Consider the following 16,994-nt stretch of genomic DNA (forward strand, 5'->3'; position numbering starts at 1 on the left):
AATTCAGTTCGGGATTGCCTGGGGCAACGGCTTGTTCAAGCGACCCGGGCGGGGCCTGCGGGAAAAACGCCGGACATGACGCCAAAACCCTTGATGCGTTTGAAACGATCGCACCAGCGCCGGATCGCCGGATAGTCCTGGCGCGGAATGCCGCCCTCCTCCGACAGCATGATGTAAGGGAAGCAGGCGATGTCCGCCAAGGTCGGCTGCGGCGCCGAACAGATCCAGTCGCGCCCCTCCTGCTCCCCGAACCACAGGTGTTCGTCGAGAATGCGAAACAGCCGGTGAGCGCCGGCACGCGCGGCCTCGATATCGAAATCGTAAAACAGCGCGTCGTGCAGACGAGCCGCAGATGCCGTGCCCGTGATCCCGTCTGCAAAGGCCAGCCACTGGCTGATCTCGCCGAGCAGGGCCGGATTGTCCAGCGGGTACCAGTTGTTGGATTTGTCGTATTTGGCTGCGAGATAGACCAGAATTGCCTGGGCATCGCGCAGCAGAAGGCCATCGTCCTCAAGCACCGGCAGCTGGCCGAGCGGGTTGAGCTTGAGGAACCAGTCAGACTTGTGCTCGCGGCCGGGATAGAAATCGACGGGCACCGTCTTATGGTCGATGCCCAGAAAGCCCATCAGCAGGCGGAGCTTGTAGCAATTGCCCGACAGTTCATAATCGTAGAGGGTAATCATCATGTCTTCCTTAGATATCGAGCACGAGGCGGGCAGATTTGCTGCGGGAAACGCAGGTCATGATCTTGGTTCCGGCTGCCCGTTCCGACGCACTCAGATAGACGTCCTGGTGATCGGGCTCGCCCTCGATCACCGTCGCAAGGCAGGTGCCGCAGGCTCCCTGCTCGCAGGAGGACGGCATATCGATTCCGGCTTCGCGCATTACTTCCAGAATGGTCTTTCCCGCTGGCACCTTGAGCGTCAGGCAAGAGCGTGCCAGCGCCACTTCGAAGCTCGAACTGTCATCGATCGGTTTGGTGTTCTTGAAATACTCGAAATGCACGGTCTCCTCGGGCCAACCGGCTTCGGCCGCCACGGCGCGCGTGGCTTCCAGCATCGGTCCGGGACCGCAGATGTAAAGATGGGTGTCGCGGCGATAGGGCGTCAGCAGCGCGCGCAGTTGCTGGACGGTCTGGTCCGGCGACAGGCCGAGATGCGGCTTGACGGCCTCACCGAGAAATTTCATCCGCTCGGGGAAGACGATCTGGCCTTCGTTCTGGGCGAAATAGTGCAACTCGTGCGCCAGGTTCTGATTCTTGAGCGCCTGTGCCATCGCCAGCAACGGTGTGATACCGATGCCACCTGCAACGAAGATGGTTTTCAGCGCATCGCGGCGCAGCGGGAAATTATTGCGCGGTTCCGAAATCGCCAGGACGTCGCCTTCGCGCACGACCTCGTGCATGCATTTGGAACCGCCCTTCGAATCCCGCTCGAGCTTGACGCCGATGGTGAAGGAATCCGTCTCGCCGGGACCGTTGATGATCGAATATTGCCTGATATCGCCGCTTGGCATGTGCACGTCGATATGTGCGCCAGGCTGGAAGGTCGGCAGCAGGCCTTTGATCGGCCGGAGTTCAAAACCCATGATGCCGTCGGCAGCCGGCCATTTTCTGGCGACCTGGACGCGAATGCCGGCCTTGCGGCCATGAGCACTCAGCTCCGGCAGGGTCGCCAGTTCTTCCGATACCGGTTCGAAGACGGGCTCGATCGGTGCCGGCGCGGGCATGGCCGACGCCTTGCGTTCGACAGCCACACGCAGCGCCGACAGATGTTCGTTGTGGTGGCGCAGAGCGGCAGTACGGTGGGCACCTTCCACGCCCCCATCCAGCACGCCGCGGATCACCGAACGGTTGGAATCGACGGGCTGCACGAAAAACACTCCCAGCGTCTCGGCGCCATCGAACCGGGCTCGCAACGCGACTGCCGTAGCCGACATGGTTTCCACCAAAACGTCGGCACCCTGACCCTCAACGCGGGCACTTGGCTGGAAGCGATAGTCCTGAAGCGCCTCGACGACCAATGCGGCGGGCGCGTTGACCGGAATGGCGCGCAAGGCCAGCGCACTCGCCTCGTCCAGCCCGGCAACAGCCGGAACCTCGCCAAGCGCCTGTTCCGACGACCATACCAGGCCATAGCGCTCAACGGCCGGGAACGTACGGTTGGTGATCGTGCGCGCCGGTGCATCGGCGGGATGGGCAGGGATATAGGTGCAGCCTGCGATGCGGTTGGAATAGCGCCAGCCGTGATACTGACATTTCAGTTCGCGACCGTCATTGATCCCGATCGACAACCGCACGCCGCGATGCAGACAGCGATTTTCCCAAATGTTGACGAAGCCGTCGTCGGCGCGCCAGACAGCAAACTCCCTGCCGAAAAGCTGGCCATGGAATACGTGGCGCAACGCAAGATCGGTCGTCGCAGCAATCGGATGCCATTCGCCCCGAGTGTCATTCAGCATCTGTTTCTCCCATTCAAAGTCAAGTTTCGTCGTTGGTCGTGTGCTCAATTCGCAGCGGGGATGACCCCGTAGGTCAGGCCCTTCTGGCTGAGCCAACGACGGTAGGCGATGGCGGATTTGTCGGCGCGGATCGGCGTTTCGGCGCGTGGATCGAGCGGCAGGCGCTTGGGAAACTGGTTCTCCAGGATGGGCTTGTCCTGACCGAAAATCGTCTGCTGGAAACGCTTGATGATCTTGTCGGCATTCGTGTCGTCCAGCACGCACAGCATCATGTGCGCACGAATGCGCTCCTCATCGAGCGGCTGCAGGAAAACGGCAATGACATCCATGCGGGTCTCGTCGAGCGGGCTCGATTTGTAGAGCACCGAGCAGAAGGGATGCGGCACGCGGTAGACATACTCCACATCCGCGCCGCCACCCGACGCGACGGAGGCCATCGCCTGATAGAAGCGGCAACGCGTCGCCAGGATTTCGTCGCGCCCGACAGAGATCTCGACATCGTATTCCTTCACCTCGGTGTGCGGCTCGACCCCGAGAATGTCGGTGTGCACATACGGAAAATGGCCCATGTCGAGGAAGTTCTCGATCGCCCGGGGTGCGGAGACATTGACGCCAAAGGTTGCGGCATTGAGCTTGCGCCGATCGGATTCGGCATATTCGGGGATCGGGAAAAGGTCTTCGGTGGGCACCCCGAGGGACGTCCATACATAGCCATAGGCGCTTTTGGCAGGCAGGGCAGTGTCGACGGCCGACGGCTCGAACCGGTCGCCGGTCCGCAGGCCCGCGCGTGAGCGCCAGGCGAAAACCGCGCCGTCTGCGCCGACTGCAAAGCTGACGTCCTCCCCCAGCAACACCGTGTTGGCGACGATACCGGCCGGCACTTCCGCCACCGCACCCAGCGGATGCCAGAGGTTCAGGGCAACCGGGTCTGAACACCTCTTCTGCTGTTGCATCTTTTTCATCCTTCAATGCGGCCGTTGATTTCGGGTCCGGGCAAAGCAAGCGTCGCGATCGCGCCATATGTGACGCCACGCTCGCGCAACCAGCGGCGATAGTGAACCGACACGACATCGGCGCGGATCGGCGTCTCTGCGCGCGGATTGAGCGGCAACCGTCTGGGAACCTGATTTTCGAGGATCGGTTTGTCCTGCGCGAAGATCAGCTGCATGAAGCTGCGCACCGTCGCCGCCTCCATGCCATCCTTCAGGTAGCAGAGGTAGGAGTGCGCGACGCAGTTGTCCTCGTCGACCGGCTGGACGAAGAGCACGATCACATCCTTGCGCGTCGGATCGACAGGATTGCTTTTATAGAGCGCGACCGTATAGGGCCGGATAACCTTGTAGGTGTAGTCGACCAGCATCCCTTCGGTCGCGGTCGGCGATGCAATCGGCTGGTAGAACCTGCATTCGGTGGCAAGGATTTCGTCTTCCTCAGTGACCGCGACATTGTAGGGCAGCACTTCGGTGTGCGGCTCCTCGCCCAGCCACCCTGTATGGACGAATGGGAAATGCCCCATATCGAGAAAGTTCTCGACCAGGCGCAGCCCGGACACCTTGACCGCGATCGAGCCGCCGCTGACGAGATGTCGGTCCCCCTCGTCCGATTCCCTGACATAGTACGGGTCTCGTACCGGCTTGCCGAGACAGGCCCAAGTAAAACCATATCGCTTCTCGGTGCACACCTTCTCGCCGGTATCGGTGCGCTCTATCCTCACCCTTTTATCGCTGTTGCGGGTGATGATCAGGTCAACCCCCATCAGCCGCGTTGCGAAGGGCACGCCCGAAACCAACGTCGAGCAATCAGCCACGACATGCCAGTCATCGAGCAGAATGCGGTCGTTACAAGGTTGTACCATCATGGCGTTCTCTCTGTCACAACGGCCGACATGCGTGATCGGCTTCAGGGTCGTGGGCGTGTTTCAGCCTCCAGGTACGGTCCCACACCCACGTCCAGAGTAGAATGTCTCTCATTGCCTCGCGGATGCCCGCAGTTAAGCTCGACATCTGTGGCCCAGCGAAGGATTGACCGTGGCCTCATTTGTCGTCGCCCGCTCGCAGGGCGAGCAGACACGGCGACGACGCGTTCTGGAGATGGCGCAGACGCCGAAACCGGCCGTACATGATGGCACGGCCGGTCCGGGAGGAGCCGGCATCACATGCCGGCAATTCACATCGCGTCATTCGCGACTGTAGGGTATCCCGAGCGCCACCGGTTGATGGGTGCGCGATCTGAGGCCCGCAAGCAATATCAGCGAGGCGACATAGGGCAACACCAGGAAGACATGATGGGGTATGGCGACACCAACAACCTGGGCATGGATGCCCGTGGCCTCGAGCAGCGCGAAAATGAAGATCGCCCCCACGATCCTGAACGGCATCCAGTTGCCTGCGATGATGGCGACGACCACCAGCCATCCCCGCCCGGCAATGAGATCTGGTACGAAACGGTCGGAATAGCCGAGCATCAGGAAGGCGCCGCCGAAGCCGGACATCAGGCTGCCGAACATGATTGCCAGACACTGGCGACGACCGACGCCAAGCCCTTTGACGTCAAGTGCCTTGGGGTTCTCGCCGACGCATCTGATTTCCAGTCCGTATCTCGTCCGGTAGAGGAAGAACCAGACCAGGAACGGCATGAGATAGCTGACATATGTCAACAAACGCTGGGAAAACAGCACCGGGCCCAGAACCGGGATATCCGAGAGAAACGGAATATCGACCTGCTCGAAGCCGGCGAATTTCGGCGGCTCCCGGCCGATGACATAGGTCTGGAACCAGAACAGGGTGAGGCCCGAGGCAAGAAGGTTGAGCGCGAGACCGGCGACGAATTGCTCGGCCTTCAGAACAATAGTCACGAAGGACATGATCAGGCTGATCAGGGCGCAGGCAAGAATGGCGACCAGCAAGGCAAGCCATGGCGATCCGGTCGTTGAGGCGACGACATAAGCCACTACCGCACCGAGCAACATGGTGCCCTCAACGGAGATGTTCCAGATACCGGCGCGCTGCGTCACAAGCTCTCCCATAGCCGAGAACAGCAGTGGAGTTGCAATTCGGACCATGGCGGCCAGAATACTGATCAGCATCGGGCCTTGCAGAAGTTCAAGCATGCGCGAGATTCCTTACAATCTTGAATTTGGTCGCCACCGCGCCGCAAAGGAAAAACAGCAGAACCAGACCTTCCATGGCCGACACCAGTCCGGCCGGGGTTCCGCTTTTCAGGCGCATGTAGATGGCGCCGGCCTTGAGCGCACCGAAAAACAGCGCCGCGAGCAGGACGCCGGTCGGCCGCAAGCCACCGACCATGGCCACGACGATGCCCGAGCTGCCAATGCCCAGCAGTGTTTCGGCACGCAAACGATGGGATGTGCCGAAGAGCTCTCCCGCGCCGGCTAGTCCGGCGAGTGCACCCGACATCAGCATCACCACCAGCAACAAACGACGGATGTTTGTGCCACGGAAGCGCAAGGCTGTCGGGTTCGAGCCAAAGGCCCGGATTTCATAGCCGAGCGAGGTCCGCTCGATCAGCATGGCACAGACGACGGAAGCAGCAAGTGCGAAGAGAAAGCCGATATGCAACTTGCCAGTACCCTGACCCAATAGCACAAGCCATTCCAGCGCCGGATTGACCGGTGGCGATTGATGGTAGGCAACCGTGACGCCGGTTTCCATCCATGGTCCACCGTCCAGCAGGTAGGCGAGAAAGTAGATGACAATGTAGTTCAGCATGACCGTCGAGATGATCTCGTTGGTCGCAAATCGAGTCTTCAGGTAGCCGGCCAGCAGGCCGAGAGCGGCGCCGCCAAGCAATCCCGCCAGCGCGATGATGCTGAGCGCCATCCAATAAGGCAGCGGGGCAACCATGAGGCTCGCCCAATAGGCCATCATTGCGCCGCCGATCACCTGGCCTTCCTGGCCTATGTTCCAGATCTTCGCGCGAAAGGCGATGAGTGTGCCAAGGCCGACCAACAGCAACGGGGTCGCCTTCGAGAGCGAGCCAAGCAGGGCATTCTGGCTGCCGAAGGCACCTACCAGCAACGCCGAGAAGGCCTTCACCGGATCGCCGCCCGACAGCGCAAGCAACAATGCGGAAGACAGGAATGCCCCCGCCAGTGCTGCCGAATAGCAGGCAACATTCCATCCCGGACTGCTGCCCGTACGTCTTTGAATCGAAATCATTGAACTGTCCGTTGCAGGTCTTTGGCGTCACCCGCCATCATCATTCCAAGCTCGAGGAGCGTCGTTTCCTCGGGCCGCACAATGCCCATGATCCGGCCCTTGAAGATAACGGCGATACGGTCACACAGGCGCAAGAGGTCGTCCAGCTCCTCGGAGGCAAGCAAAACAGCAAAGCCGGCTGAACGCTTTTCGAGGATTTTTTCGTAAACGAATTCCGATGCCGCCACGTCGAGCCCGCGGGTCGGCTGGTTGGCGAGCAACAGGCCTTTGGAATGAAGGAACTCGCGCGCCAGGATAACCCGTTGGGCATTTCCGCCCGATAGCCGCTCCACCGGCAACTCGGCCGACGCGGTCACCACCTTGAACTCCTCGATTTTCCGGCGAGCCAGGTCTTCCATCTTGCGCCGGTCGAGGAATGGACCGCGACGATAATCCCGCGCACGCTGCCACCCCAGGATCAGGTTTTCGGCAGTGCCGAATTCCGGTATCAGCCCTTCGAGAAACCGGTCGTCCGGCACGAAGCCAACGCCTCTGTCCAGCATTTCGCGCGACGTCGGCTTGGTAATCACCTCCCCTTCGAGAGCAAAAGTACCCGAGCGCAGAGTGCGAACCCCCATCAGAGCCTCGAACAATTCCTTCTGGCCGTTGCCGGCAACGCCGGCGAGCCCCAGAATTTCATGGCGTCCGATATTGAAGCTGACATCCCTTAGAAGGTCTTCGCCCCAATCTCCGGTCGCGCAGAGGCGATCGACTGCGAGAACCTCCCCGCTCGGCTCGACCGATCTGTCCCTCACGTGCTTGCTGACCTTGTGGCCAACCATCAGAGAGGTGATTGCTTCCGCGGTGGTGTCCGATGTTTCCACCGTAGCGATGGCCCTGCCCTTGCGCAGGATCGTCACCCGATCCGACTGCATGACCTCGCGCAGCTTGTGGCTGATCAGGATGATCGACAGGCCCCGGCTGCGCATGCCATCGAGGATGCGGAACAACTGGTCCGACTGCTGCGGTGTAAGCACCGCCGTCGGCTCGTCCAGAATGAGCAGTTCCGCGCCGAAATAGAGTGCCTTGAGGATTTCGACCCATTGCTGTTCGCCGACCGAAAGCTGCCAGATTTCACGATCGAGATCGATCTTGATTCCGCAGGCATCGCAAAGCTCGCCGATCCTCCGGCGAGCATTGGATTTCGTCAGAAACATGCCAGCGTCGGCACTGCCGACGATGATGTTTTCGAGGACCGTGAAATTGGCGACCAGCACGAAATGCTGGTGCACCATGCCGATCCCGAGACGAAGCGCATCGGCCGGGGAATTCAACTCCGCGACCTCGCCCTTGAAACGGATCACCCCGCTATCGGCGCGGTAGTAGCCGTACAGGCAGGACGACAGCGTGGACTTTCCAGCCCCGTTTTCACCGAAAAGACAGTGAATCTCGCCTTTTCGTATCTCCAGGTTGACACCGTCATTGGCGATGACGGGGCCAAATCGTTTTGTAAGATTTTGGACGCTGAGAAGATTTTCCATTCGATCGTACCGGCCGCCTTTGTAGTCTGTGTTACTTCGGCTCGGCCGTGTTCATGGGAACGACGAATTCTCCCGAGATGATCTTCTGCCGCATCGTTGCGATCTCCGTCTTGACCGCGTCCGGCAGTTTCGCGTCGAATTCATGGAAGGGAGCGATATCGACGCCGCCTTGGGCCATCGAGAACCATTTCGGTTCCGCGTTGCCGCTGAAGGGTACACCCGCCTTGTGCTTCTTCCATTCCCCGATGAGCCAGAGCAGATCGGGCTGCCAGTCGATGGTCGCGCTCGAAGCAATTACATCCGGCGCGGTCTTGCTCTGGTCGCTGATATTGGCGAAGCACATGATCTTGTGCTCTTGGCAGGGCTTGAAATTGTCGGTCAGCATGAACACCACGTCGGCGCCCGCGGCGATCTGGACATTGGCATGTTCCGCCGCCAGCGCATTGTCCGACCATGAGCCGATAAAGGACAGCCGATGCTTGATATCCGGCCGCACCGAACGCGCACCGTCGAAAAACGCATTGATCTCGTCGTTGACGTCATCCGCCGCAAACGTGCCGACCAGGCCGATGACGCCCGTCTTGGTGGTACGGCCGGCCAGGATACCGAGCAGGTAGGAGGACTCGTACTGGCGTTTGTAGAGCCAATACTGGTTGCTGCCGACAGGCAGGTTGCCTGAACCCGCGACCACGAACAGGATATCTGGGAACTCGGCGTTGAGCTTCTTGATTTGGTCCGAATAGCGGCCATGCCCCCAGATGATATCGTACTCGCCGCTCTCGGCATAAAATCGCATCGCATTTTCGGCGTCATCGCCCCACATCGGGTCGGTGTGCTCCCAGGAAAGATCAACGGTACCGGCCAACTGAGTTTTGACCTTCTCCAGCGATTCGATCAGCGTGCTCGACCAGCCGACATCGAGGTTGCTTTCCATGATAATTGCAATTTTCAGCTTTTGCCGCTCGGCGGCCATGGACCGCGCGAAGGAGGACAAGAAGATCGTGCCTGCAGCTCCAAGCAGCGTTGCACGCCGCGTAAAGGTCGTTACCATGTCAGTTCCTCTCAGTTTCAATTCACGGCCGGTTGCCGCGACGTCTGCTCTGCACATCGGTACAGACGACGTTCGGACAAACCGGATTTTCACGCCCACGACTTCCCCTTTGAGATTTCTTGTCGTCGCTGAGCGAGGTATCCAATCCGTTGCCGAGGCTTTCATGAACGATGCACGGCAACAATGGCTAATATTCCACCTCCTGATATCTCTGGTTAATCAGTCCAGGACTGAAAGATCACATTGCCTGGGAGTGACTTCCGATCACCACGCCGTAGCGCAGGCCCCGTTCCTTCAGCCAGCGGCGATAGGCGGCCGAGGCCGCGTCGGCGCGGATCGGCACCTCCGAACGCGAATCCAGCGGGAGGCGCTTGGGCACCTGGTTTTCCAGAATGGGCTTGTCCTGACCGAGAATGGTTTGGTGAAACTTTCGCATCGCAGGCAGGTCATTGATTTCAGTCGCCAGGCAGATGACGATGTGCACGAGCACACAATCTTCATCGACCGGCTGGCCGAACAGCGCGATAACGTCGCGCCGCTCGGCGATCGTCGAACCGGTCTTGTAGAGCACAGCGCAGAACGGATGCGGGATCCGATAGGTATATTCGGTATCGGCGCCAGTGTCTGAATCAGCATTGGCCTGCGGCTGGTAAAACTCGCACTCGGTGATCAGGATTTCCGGCGGTTCGGAATACACGTTGACCTTGTAGGGCTTGACTTCGGTGTGAGGCTCTTCACCCAGAAATCCCGTGTGAACAAACGGGAAATGCCCCATGTCCAGGAAATTTTCCACCGCGCGGGGAGCGGAAACGCTGATCCGTGTCACGCCCTGGACCACCGAATTCCGGTCCGGTTCGTTGAATTCGACTATCTCGAAAAGATCGCGTGTCGGGTTTCCCAGCGTCGTCCAGATATAACCGAACCGCTCGATCATCCGCAGTTCATCGCCAGGCACGATCTCGTCGTTTCCCGCGCCGGCGCAGGAACAGCGCCGCCAGACACCGAGCCTGTTCTCGTGTCGCCCGACCAATATCCTCTCGCCAAGCAGAATGGTCGGATGCAGGCCCGCGCTGGGCAGTTCCTGCAGGGAGCCGACAACATGCCATTCATCGAGGGTTATGCTGTCAATTCGGGAAAAGTCTTCCATCGTGCCATCCAGCCAATGCTTGGCTCGCGACCTGCCTGAGGGCACCCATGGGAGGTCGGCGTGCAATCTTCGATCTGCCCGGGATGCGGGGACCACACATGCCGGCTCGTCGCCGTTTCACATCTGCCTGCATTCGAACCACTCGGATTGTCACGGCACAGGCGGGAAAGAACCATGCCTGTCCTTGGAGAACGCATACCGCCAGTTCATCTGCGCACGCGCTCGGTAGAAACGTCACGGATCGGCGGCGCGTCTCGCTCGCCCTATCCGTCGCGCTTGTGCTCGCGCAGTTCGGTTGGCGAACAGTCGAAGGCAAGCTTTACCTGGCGGGAAAAATGATAAGGATTCTTGTAGCCCACCTGGTAGGCAATCTCGCTGATCGACAACCCGGATCGCTGCAACAGATGGGCGCCATAGTCGAGACGACAGCGCCAGAGATATCTGGCCGGCGTGACACCCAGATGCTTCTTGAACGCCGAGACGAGGTATTGCGGGCTGACCCGCACTTGCCGCGCCACCTTCTCGATGGAAATGTCGCCGGCAAAATTTTCGTCGAGAAATCGACGCGCCTGAAGGATGGTTTGAGGGATCGGGCGTTCCGCCTCGACAACCTCGGCTGCATAGATATAAGCGTTGAGCAGGGCATTCGTCAGTGCCTCGCGAAGCCCGCTGCGGGTTTCCTGGTCCCCGAGACCCAGGTCGACGCCCAGTTGCACGATGGTTTCCACCTGTCGCGACGTTTCGATGCTTGCAGCAATTTTTTCGCGTTCCTGATACAGCCAGCCAGCGTTCTCGAGGCGGCTGTCGCACCAGCTCACATGCGTCAGGATTCCAGGTTGCGCCGTACATATGTAGTGTTCGCGCGTCAGCGACATCGCACATTGGCCTGCCTCCAACGTCGTGATCTTCGAATCCGCCTGTATGGAGACCGAACCGATATGGACGAGCATAAAGGCGAGATAGTCCCCCTTTATCGGGCCATATTCACCGCCATTTTCGTAGGTCAATTCGCCAAACGTGTTTTCGCGGCCTAGATCAATCGGGGGCAGGCGCATCATGTCACTTTCAGTTCTCGGGCTGCGAAACTCGCAGAGCCTATCTCATATCTTAGTCAACCCTCGTTTCGCAAAACAATCATCAGAGCAACGACCTCCCGATGCAAGTACCCGGCACCGCCTTTCCAGCGGCACCGGGCATGGCAAGTCAATCAATAGATCGGGAACGCCGCGCAAAGCGCCTTTACGCTAGCGTGGGCCGCGCACTGCTGCTCGGCAGCGCTCTCCTTGCCCACGGCATCGAGCACGTCGGCAATCAAAGTTCCCACCTGGGCAAACTCGGTCTCGCGGAAACCTCTCGTGGTGGCAGCTGGCGTACCCAGCCGAATGCCCGATGTCACTGCAGGCGGCGCGGGATCGAACGGTATACCGTTCTTGTTGCAGGTCAGCCCCGCACGCCCGAGTGCTTCCTCGGCGTCCTTGCCGGAAATGCCCTTGCTGCGCAGGTCGACCAGCAGCAGATGCGTGTCTGTTCCGCCTGAAACGATATCGAAACCGCGCTGGCTGAGCGTGGCGGCAAGCGCGCGCGCATTGGCGACCATCTGCCGTGCATAATCCTTGAAACCGTCCTCGAGAGCCTCGCCCAGCGCCACCGCCTTGGCAGCGATGACATGCATCAAGGGACCACCCTGCAAGCCGGGGAACACCGCCGAATTCAGCTTCTTGGCAATATCCGGGTTGTTGGTGAGGATCATGCCGCCGCGCGGACCGCGGAGCGTCTTGTGCGTCGTCGTGGTGACGATATCGGCGATACCAACCGGATTGGGATGCGCGCCACCGGCGACCAGGCCGGCGAAGTGCGCCATGTCGACCATCATCACCGCGCCGACGGAATCGGCGATTGCCCGAATGCGCTTGAAATCGATGACACGCGGATAGGCCGAGCCGCCCGCGATGATCAGCTTCGGCCGGGATTCGCGCGCCTTGAGCTCCAGCTCTTCATAATCGATAAGACAATCGTCCTGGCGCACGCCATACTGCACCGCGCTGAACCACTTGCCGGACAGAGTCGGCCGGGCACCGTGGGTAAGATGGCCACCAGCGGCAAGCGAAAGGCCCATGAACGTGTCGCCCGGCTTGAGCATGGCCAGCATGACGGCGCCATTGGCCTGGGCACCGGAATGCGGCTGGACATTGACGTAAGCGGCGCCGAACAATTGCCTGGCGCGGTCGATCGCGGCGGTTTCGGCTTCGTCGACAAACTGGCAACCGCCATAATAGCGATGACCGGGATAGCCCTCGGCATATTTGTTGGTCATCACCGAACCTTGCGCGGCCAGCACGGCGGGCGAGACGATGTTTTCTGACGCTATCAACTCGATCTCGGAGCGCTGGCGCTGCATTTCCCGTGCGATCGCATTGGCGATCACCGGATCCTGATGTTCGAGGTTTCGTTGGAAGAAGCCGGACATTCTGTTGTCTCCTGGCAAAAATGGCGAACGCGAATTGGCGTCCGCCCGTTTCGTTGTGATTGGACTGCTGGACGCTTGCTCAGCTCACCATGTCCGGCGGGCTGCGTCCCTCGAAGAATGCCGACAGATTGTCGATGACCCGCATGCCCATGGCGATACGCGTCTCGCTGGTGGCGCTTCCGAGATGCGGCAGCAGCACGACATCCTGACGCCCCGTCAGGGTGCTCGGCACGACAGGCTCGCCCTTGAACACGTCCAGTCCCGCCCCGGCGATTACGCCCTTGTCCAGAGCCTCCACGAGTGCCTCTTCATCGACCACATCGCCGCGCGCGGTGTTGACGAGAATGGCCGTCGGCTTCATGCAGGCAAGGCGTTGCCGGTTGATCAGGTTATGGTTCTCTCCGCCGCCCGGGCAATGTAGCGACACGAAGTCGGCTGCTGCCAGAACATCCTCGACCGTCGCCAGCTGGCGCGCCGGCGCGCCCGGATTGGCAACCGGATAACTGTCGAAAAACACTACCTCCATGCCGAAACCGAAATGACAGCGCCGCGCCATCGCCTGGCCGATGCGACCCATTCCGATAATGCCGATCGTCTTGCCGGTGACCTGTGTGCCGCACAAATGGGTCGGCCTCCAGCCACTCCATGCGCCCGAGCGCAGTTCCCGTTCGCCCTCCCCCGCACGCCGTGCACACATCAGCAGCAGCGTCATTGCCAGATCCGCCGTTGCGTCGGTCAGCACCGCCGGCGTGTTGGTCACCACCAGCCCCGCCGAACGCGCTGCGGGAATGTCGATATGGTTGAATCCGACCCCGAAATTGCCGAGGATCTTTGCACGCAGGCCGGCTTCCAGAATGTCGGCGCCGAGCTTGTCCGTTACGGTGGGCAACACGGCATCCGCCTCGAGCAGTGCCTCGCGAAGTTGCTGCGGGCTGAACGGACGATCGGATTCGTTGAGCGTCACATCGAACATCCCGGCGAGACGGGCCTCCACCTCGCGCGGCCAGCGCCGCGTCACGATTACCTTTGGCTTTGTCATTGGTTTCCCCTCAAGCCGCGCGGTCGCGAAGCGATTGTTCGTTGCGGGCGATCTCGGACCGATACCATTCCTGAGCCGCGGCGACGCCGGAGCCGGCCTCGATGCGCGAGCCGGCATCGCGAAGCGACATTTCCGCCGATGCCAGCGCAGCCAGGCACATGACCTCGTTGAGGTCACCGAGATGGCCGATGCGGAAGACCCGGCCCGCAACCTTGCTGAGACCGGCACCAAAAGAGGTGCGGTATCTGGCATAGCCGTTGGCGATGACATGCCGGGCATCGATGTTTTCAGGAACGACGATCGCCGACACCGTATCGGACCACCACTTCTCTTCCCTGGCGCAGAGTTTCAGGCCCCAGGCGTGCACGCCGCGGCGCACGCCCTCGGCAAGGCGGTGATGGCGGGCGATGACGTTTTCCAGGCCTTCGGCGAAGATCAGATCAAGCGACGCCCTCAAGCCATGCAGCAATTGGGTCGGCGGCGTGTAGGGGAAATAACCGGTCGCCGAGGGTGCCTTCATATCCTCGAAGCTGAAATAACAGCGCTCCATACGTGACTGTTTGTGCGCCTCAAGTGCCTTTTCGCTGGCGGTCAGGATACCGAGCCCTGCTGGAAGCATCAGTCCTTTTTGCGAGCCGGTGACCGCGAGATCGACACCCCATTCGTCCATGCGAAAATCGATCGATCCGATCGAGCTGACGCCATCGACGAACAGCAACGCGTCGTGGCCGGTGCTGTCGAGCGCAGTGCGCACGCCGGCAACGTCTGAGGTCACGCCCGTCGCGGTTTCGTTATGGGTGACGAACACGGCCTTGATCTTGCGGCCCTTGTCGTCGCTCAACCGGCGCTGAAATTCTTCGACCGGCACGCCCTCGCCCCACTCAACATCGACGCACTCGACCTCAAGGCCGAGCCGTTGGGCCATATCCACCCACAGATGCGAGAACTGGCCGAAGCGCGACATCAACACCCGGTCGCCGCGATTGAGCGTATTGGAAATAGCAGATTCCCAGGCGCCGGTGCCGGAGCCGGGAAAGATGAAGACGGTGCCGGTCTCGGTCTTGAAGATGCGCTTCAGGTCAGCGAACAATGGCAGGACGAGTTCCGGGAAATCCGGGGCGCGCATGTCCTGCATCGACACGTTCATGGCGCGGCGGACGGCCTCCGGGATATTCGTCGGACCGGGCACAAAAAGATGCGTTGTTCCATTTTTCATCACGTGTTCCTCCTGTTGATTTCACGGCGATCTGCGATCGTCTCTCGCATCGGCGCCCGACGGCGGCCGGGCAGGCATGGCTTTTCGCTGCGTTCATTGTTGCGAGCTCTATGCGAACACGACTGTTCTTCGTCCGTTGAGCATGACGCGACCTTCGATGTGCCGCTTGACGGCGCGTGCAAGCACACGGCTTTCGATGTCGCGGCCCGTAGCGACAAAGTCGTCGACACTCATCGCATGTGTCACCCGCTCGGTTTCCTGCTCGATGATCGGACCTTCATCGAGATCGGCGGTGACATAGTGGGCCGTAGCGCCGATCAGCTTCACCCCCTGTTCCCAGGCCTGGTGATAGGGTCGCGCGCCCTTGAAACTCGGCAAGAACGAGTGGTGGATGTTGATGACCCTGCCGAACAATCGTCTGGCAAGGTTGTCCGAAAAGACCTGCATATAGCGGCCGAGCACCACCAGATCAGCGCCGGTGTCTTCCACGACAGCCAGAATTCGCTCTTCCTGCTGTTGCTTGTTGTCCTTCGTCACCGCCAGCACGTGATAGGCAACCCCTGCCCACTCGGCCGTTTCCCGACTGTCCTCATGGTTGGAGATGATCGCGACGACCTCGGCGTCCAGCCATCCAACGCGGATCTGGTAAAGCAGATGTAGCAGGACATGGTCGAACTTCGAGACCATGATCACCATCTTCGGCTTTCGTCCGCGGTCGACGAGCGCACTTTGCATGCCGAACCGTTCCATCACCGGGCTCAGAGATTGTTCGATGGAGGCCTTTGACGCCTGGGCCGAGATCGAAAATGCGATGCGCATGAAGAAGCGGTTGGACGCCTGATCCCAATGCTGGTTGCTTTCGACAATGTTGGTGCCGATGCTGGCAAGCTCAGTCGTCACCGCGGCGACGATGCCCGCCTGATCATCGCAAGACAGCGTCAGCACAAAGGCTTGCAGAAACGTCGCGCAATTCATGTTTCGATTGCCCGCAGCCCGCGAGCCTCCTGATAATCGGCAAACCAGGACAGCGTCTTCTCCCATCCTCCAAACGGGAAGAAATGCAGGTGCAGTGGCGCAACGGGCGCGGGATAGCTCGCCCACATCGCATCGAGAACCTCAGCGGGGTTGCGATCGGCTATGATGTTGAAGAGGCCGCTCGCAGACCGCCTGAGCGCTGCGATCGACGGCCCTACCCCGCACATCATCGAAAATTTGATCAGTTTCGTGAGACTGGTGACACCAGCCAGACCGACATGAACGGGAAGCCCCGGATAGGCATCATGCAGGCTCTGCGCCCAGGCGGCGATCATGTTGCCGTCGAAGGCGAATTGCGAGGCGACGCGCACGTCGCGCGATGCTTCCTTGCAGATGTCGATCTTGCGGCACAGGGCGTCCTTCAAGCTGGCCTCGTCGATATCGGGATGTCCCTCGGGGTAGCCGGAGACGAAGGCAGTCCTGAACGTGCTGTCTTTCAGCACCGGATGCGCAAGCAATTGTGCCGCTTCGCCCATCGGTCCGGCAAACAGGGGTGGATTGCCGCCGAGAAACAATGCTTCGGTGATGCCGTTGCGACTATGGGCAGCGACGAGATCGACATAGTCCTTCTCGGTCTTGAAATTTCGCGCGCCAAAATGAGGAACGGCAATATAACCCATCTCTTTCACGCGCAGGGCCGCTTCGACCTGCATCGCTTCCGGCTTACCGGTCAGATGGGTCAGGAAGACGCGCGACCCGAGGGGAAGGTGCACCGCACGCGGTGCGAAATTGCGCACCTGCTCCGGAGCCAGTTCGATAGACGTCTCGGCTTGGGCGGCCCCGGTAGACAATGCAGGTCTTTCGGCGAGCGTTTCGCTGGTTTTCGTCATGGTCTTCCCTGGGGTTCGATAGACAAGCCGGAGGCGTGCGCCGCCTTGGTG

At 60.4% G+C, this 16,994-nt stretch carries 15 protein-coding genes; all 15 read right to left on the reverse strand.

What is annotated here, in order from left to right:
• Positions 1-35: 35 nt before the first annotated feature.
• The 15 genes from ACSQ26_RS28735 to ACSQ26_RS28805 all read right to left on the reverse strand — a co-directional run bounded on the left by ACSQ26_RS28735 (position 36) and on the right by ACSQ26_RS28805 (position 16,943).
• A complete protein-coding gene (locus ACSQ26_RS28735; RefSeq protein WP_436015581.1) occupies positions 36-683 on the reverse strand; it encodes a glutathione S-transferase family protein in 648 nt (215 codons plus the stop codon).
• Positions 684-693: 10 nt separating this feature from the next.
• Positions 694-2,460, reverse strand: a complete 1,767-nt coding sequence (locus tag ACSQ26_RS28740) for a 2Fe-2S iron-sulfur cluster-binding protein (protein ID WP_436015583.1) — start codon at positions 2,458-2,460, stop codon at positions 694-696.
• Positions 2,461-2,504: 44 nt separating this feature from the next.
• On the reverse strand, positions 2,505-3,413 hold the full coding sequence (locus ACSQ26_RS28745; protein ID WP_436015585.1) for an aromatic ring-hydroxylating dioxygenase subunit alpha: 909 nt from the start codon (positions 3,411-3,413) through the stop codon (positions 2,505-2,507).
• A 5-nt stretch (positions 3,414-3,418) separates the two neighbouring features.
• Positions 3,419-4,315: an aromatic ring-hydroxylating dioxygenase subunit alpha gene (locus ACSQ26_RS28750; RefSeq protein WP_436015762.1), complete on the reverse strand. Its 897-nt coding sequence runs from the start codon at positions 4,313-4,315 to the stop codon at positions 3,419-3,421.
• Positions 4,316-4,636: 321 nt separating this feature from the next.
• Positions 4,637-5,569, reverse strand: a complete 933-nt coding sequence (locus tag ACSQ26_RS28755; protein ID WP_436015587.1) for an ABC transporter permease — start codon at positions 5,567-5,569, stop codon at positions 4,637-4,639.
• Entirely contained in the window at positions 5,562-6,638 is a 1,077-nt protein-coding gene (locus ACSQ26_RS28760; protein WP_436015589.1) for an ABC transporter permease, read from the reverse strand. Before ACSQ26_RS28760 ends, ACSQ26_RS28755 begins: the two co-directional genes overlap by 8 nt.
• The gene (locus tag ACSQ26_RS28765; protein WP_436015591.1) at positions 6,635-8,158 is read right to left on the reverse strand and encodes an ABC transporter ATP-binding protein; all 1,524 of its coding nucleotides are present in this window, start codon (positions 8,156-8,158) and stop codon (positions 6,635-6,637) included. The genes ACSQ26_RS28760 and ACSQ26_RS28765 overlap by 4 nt, the downstream gene beginning before the upstream one ends.
• A gap of 31 nt (positions 8,159-8,189) precedes the next feature.
• Positions 8,190-9,209, reverse strand: coding sequence for a BMP family lipoprotein (locus tag ACSQ26_RS28770; protein ID WP_436015593.1), 1,020 nt, complete (start codon positions 9,207-9,209; stop codon positions 8,190-8,192).
• Between the two features lie 238 nt (positions 9,210-9,447).
• The gene (locus tag ACSQ26_RS28775; RefSeq protein ID WP_436015595.1) at positions 9,448-10,356 is read right to left on the reverse strand and encodes an aromatic ring-hydroxylating dioxygenase subunit alpha; all 909 of its coding nucleotides are present in this window, start codon (positions 10,354-10,356) and stop codon (positions 9,448-9,450) included.
• A 263-nt stretch (positions 10,357-10,619) separates the two neighbouring features.
• Positions 10,620-11,414 (reverse strand): helix-turn-helix transcriptional regulator, encoded by a 795-nt coding sequence (locus ACSQ26_RS28780; protein ID WP_436015597.1) that lies wholly within the window; start codon positions 11,412-11,414, stop codon positions 10,620-10,622.
• Positions 11,415-11,563: 149 nt separating this feature from the next.
• Entirely contained in the window at positions 11,564-12,823 is a 1,260-nt protein-coding gene (gene glyA / locus ACSQ26_RS28785) for a serine hydroxymethyltransferase (RefSeq protein ID WP_436015599.1), read from the reverse strand.
• Positions 12,824-12,902: 79 nt separating this feature from the next.
• The gene (locus ACSQ26_RS28790; protein WP_436015601.1) at positions 12,903-13,862 is read right to left on the reverse strand and encodes a 2-hydroxyacid dehydrogenase; all 960 of its coding nucleotides are present in this window, start codon (positions 13,860-13,862) and stop codon (positions 12,903-12,905) included.
• Between the two features lie 10 nt (positions 13,863-13,872).
• Positions 13,873-15,078, reverse strand: a complete 1,206-nt coding sequence (locus ACSQ26_RS28795; RefSeq protein ID WP_436015603.1) for an aminotransferase class V-fold PLP-dependent enzyme — start codon at positions 15,076-15,078, stop codon at positions 13,873-13,875.
• Between the two features lie 108 nt (positions 15,079-15,186).
• Entirely contained in the window at positions 15,187-16,053 is an 867-nt protein-coding gene (purU, locus tag ACSQ26_RS28800; RefSeq protein ID WP_436015605.1) for a formyltetrahydrofolate deformylase, read from the reverse strand.
• Positions 16,050-16,943 (reverse strand): methylenetetrahydrofolate reductase, encoded by an 894-nt coding sequence (locus ACSQ26_RS28805; RefSeq protein WP_436015607.1) that lies wholly within the window; start codon positions 16,941-16,943, stop codon positions 16,050-16,052. Before ACSQ26_RS28805 ends, purU begins: the two co-directional genes overlap by 4 nt.
• Positions 16,944-16,994 lie beyond the last annotated feature (51 nt).

It is taken from the genome of Rhizobium sp. LjRoot254, assembly GCF_964254105.1.
GTDB lineage: Bacteria > Pseudomonadota > Alphaproteobacteria > Rhizobiales > Rhizobiaceae > Rhizobium_E.

Excerpts from the sequence above, each read along its gene's own strand:
- ACSQ26_RS28735 (WP_436015581.1), bottom strand. The coding sequence starts at position 683 with ATGATTACCCTCTACGATTATGAACTGTCGGGCAATTGCTACAAGCTC.
- ACSQ26_RS28740 (WP_436015583.1), bottom strand. The coding sequence starts at position 2,460 with ATGCTGAATGACACTCGGGGCGAATGGCATCCGATTGCTGCGACGACC.
- ACSQ26_RS28745 (WP_436015585.1), bottom strand. The coding sequence starts at position 3,413 with ATGCAACAGCAGAAGAGGTGTTCAGACCCGGTTGCCCTGAACCTCTGG.
- ACSQ26_RS28750 (WP_436015762.1), bottom strand. The coding sequence starts at position 4,315 with ATGGTACAACCTTGTAACGACCGCATTCTGCTCGATGACTGGCATGTC.
- ACSQ26_RS28755 (WP_436015587.1), bottom strand. The coding sequence starts at position 5,569 with ATGCTTGAACTTCTGCAAGGCCCGATGCTGATCAGTATTCTGGCCGCC.
- ACSQ26_RS28760 (WP_436015589.1), bottom strand. The coding sequence starts at position 6,638 with ATGATTTCGATTCAAAGACGTACGGGCAGCAGTCCGGGATGGAATGTT.
- ACSQ26_RS28765 (WP_436015591.1), bottom strand. The coding sequence starts at position 8,158 with ATGGAAAATCTTCTCAGCGTCCAAAATCTTACAAAACGATTTGGCCCC.
- ACSQ26_RS28770 (WP_436015593.1), bottom strand. The coding sequence starts at position 9,209 with ATGGTAACGACCTTTACGCGGCGTGCAACGCTGCTTGGAGCTGCAGGC.
- ACSQ26_RS28775 (WP_436015595.1), bottom strand. The coding sequence starts at position 10,356 with ATGGAAGACTTTTCCCGAATTGACAGCATAACCCTCGATGAATGGCAT.
- ACSQ26_RS28780 (WP_436015597.1), bottom strand. The coding sequence starts at position 11,414 with ATGATGCGCCTGCCCCCGATTGATCTAGGCCGCGAAAACACGTTTGGC.
- glyA (WP_436015599.1), bottom strand. The coding sequence starts at position 12,823 with ATGTCCGGCTTCTTCCAACGAAACCTCGAACATCAGGATCCGGTGATC.
- ACSQ26_RS28790 (WP_436015601.1), bottom strand. The coding sequence starts at position 13,862 with ATGACAAAGCCAAAGGTAATCGTGACGCGGCGCTGGCCGCGCGAGGTG.
- ACSQ26_RS28795 (WP_436015603.1), bottom strand. The coding sequence starts at position 15,078 with ATGAAAAATGGAACAACGCATCTTTTTGTGCCCGGTCCGACGAATATC.
- purU (WP_436015605.1), bottom strand. The coding sequence starts at position 16,053 with ATGAATTGCGCGACGTTTCTGCAAGCCTTTGTGCTGACGCTGTCTTGC.
- ACSQ26_RS28805 (WP_436015607.1), bottom strand. The coding sequence starts at position 16,943 with ATGACGAAAACCAGCGAAACGCTCGCCGAAAGACCTGCATTGTCTACC.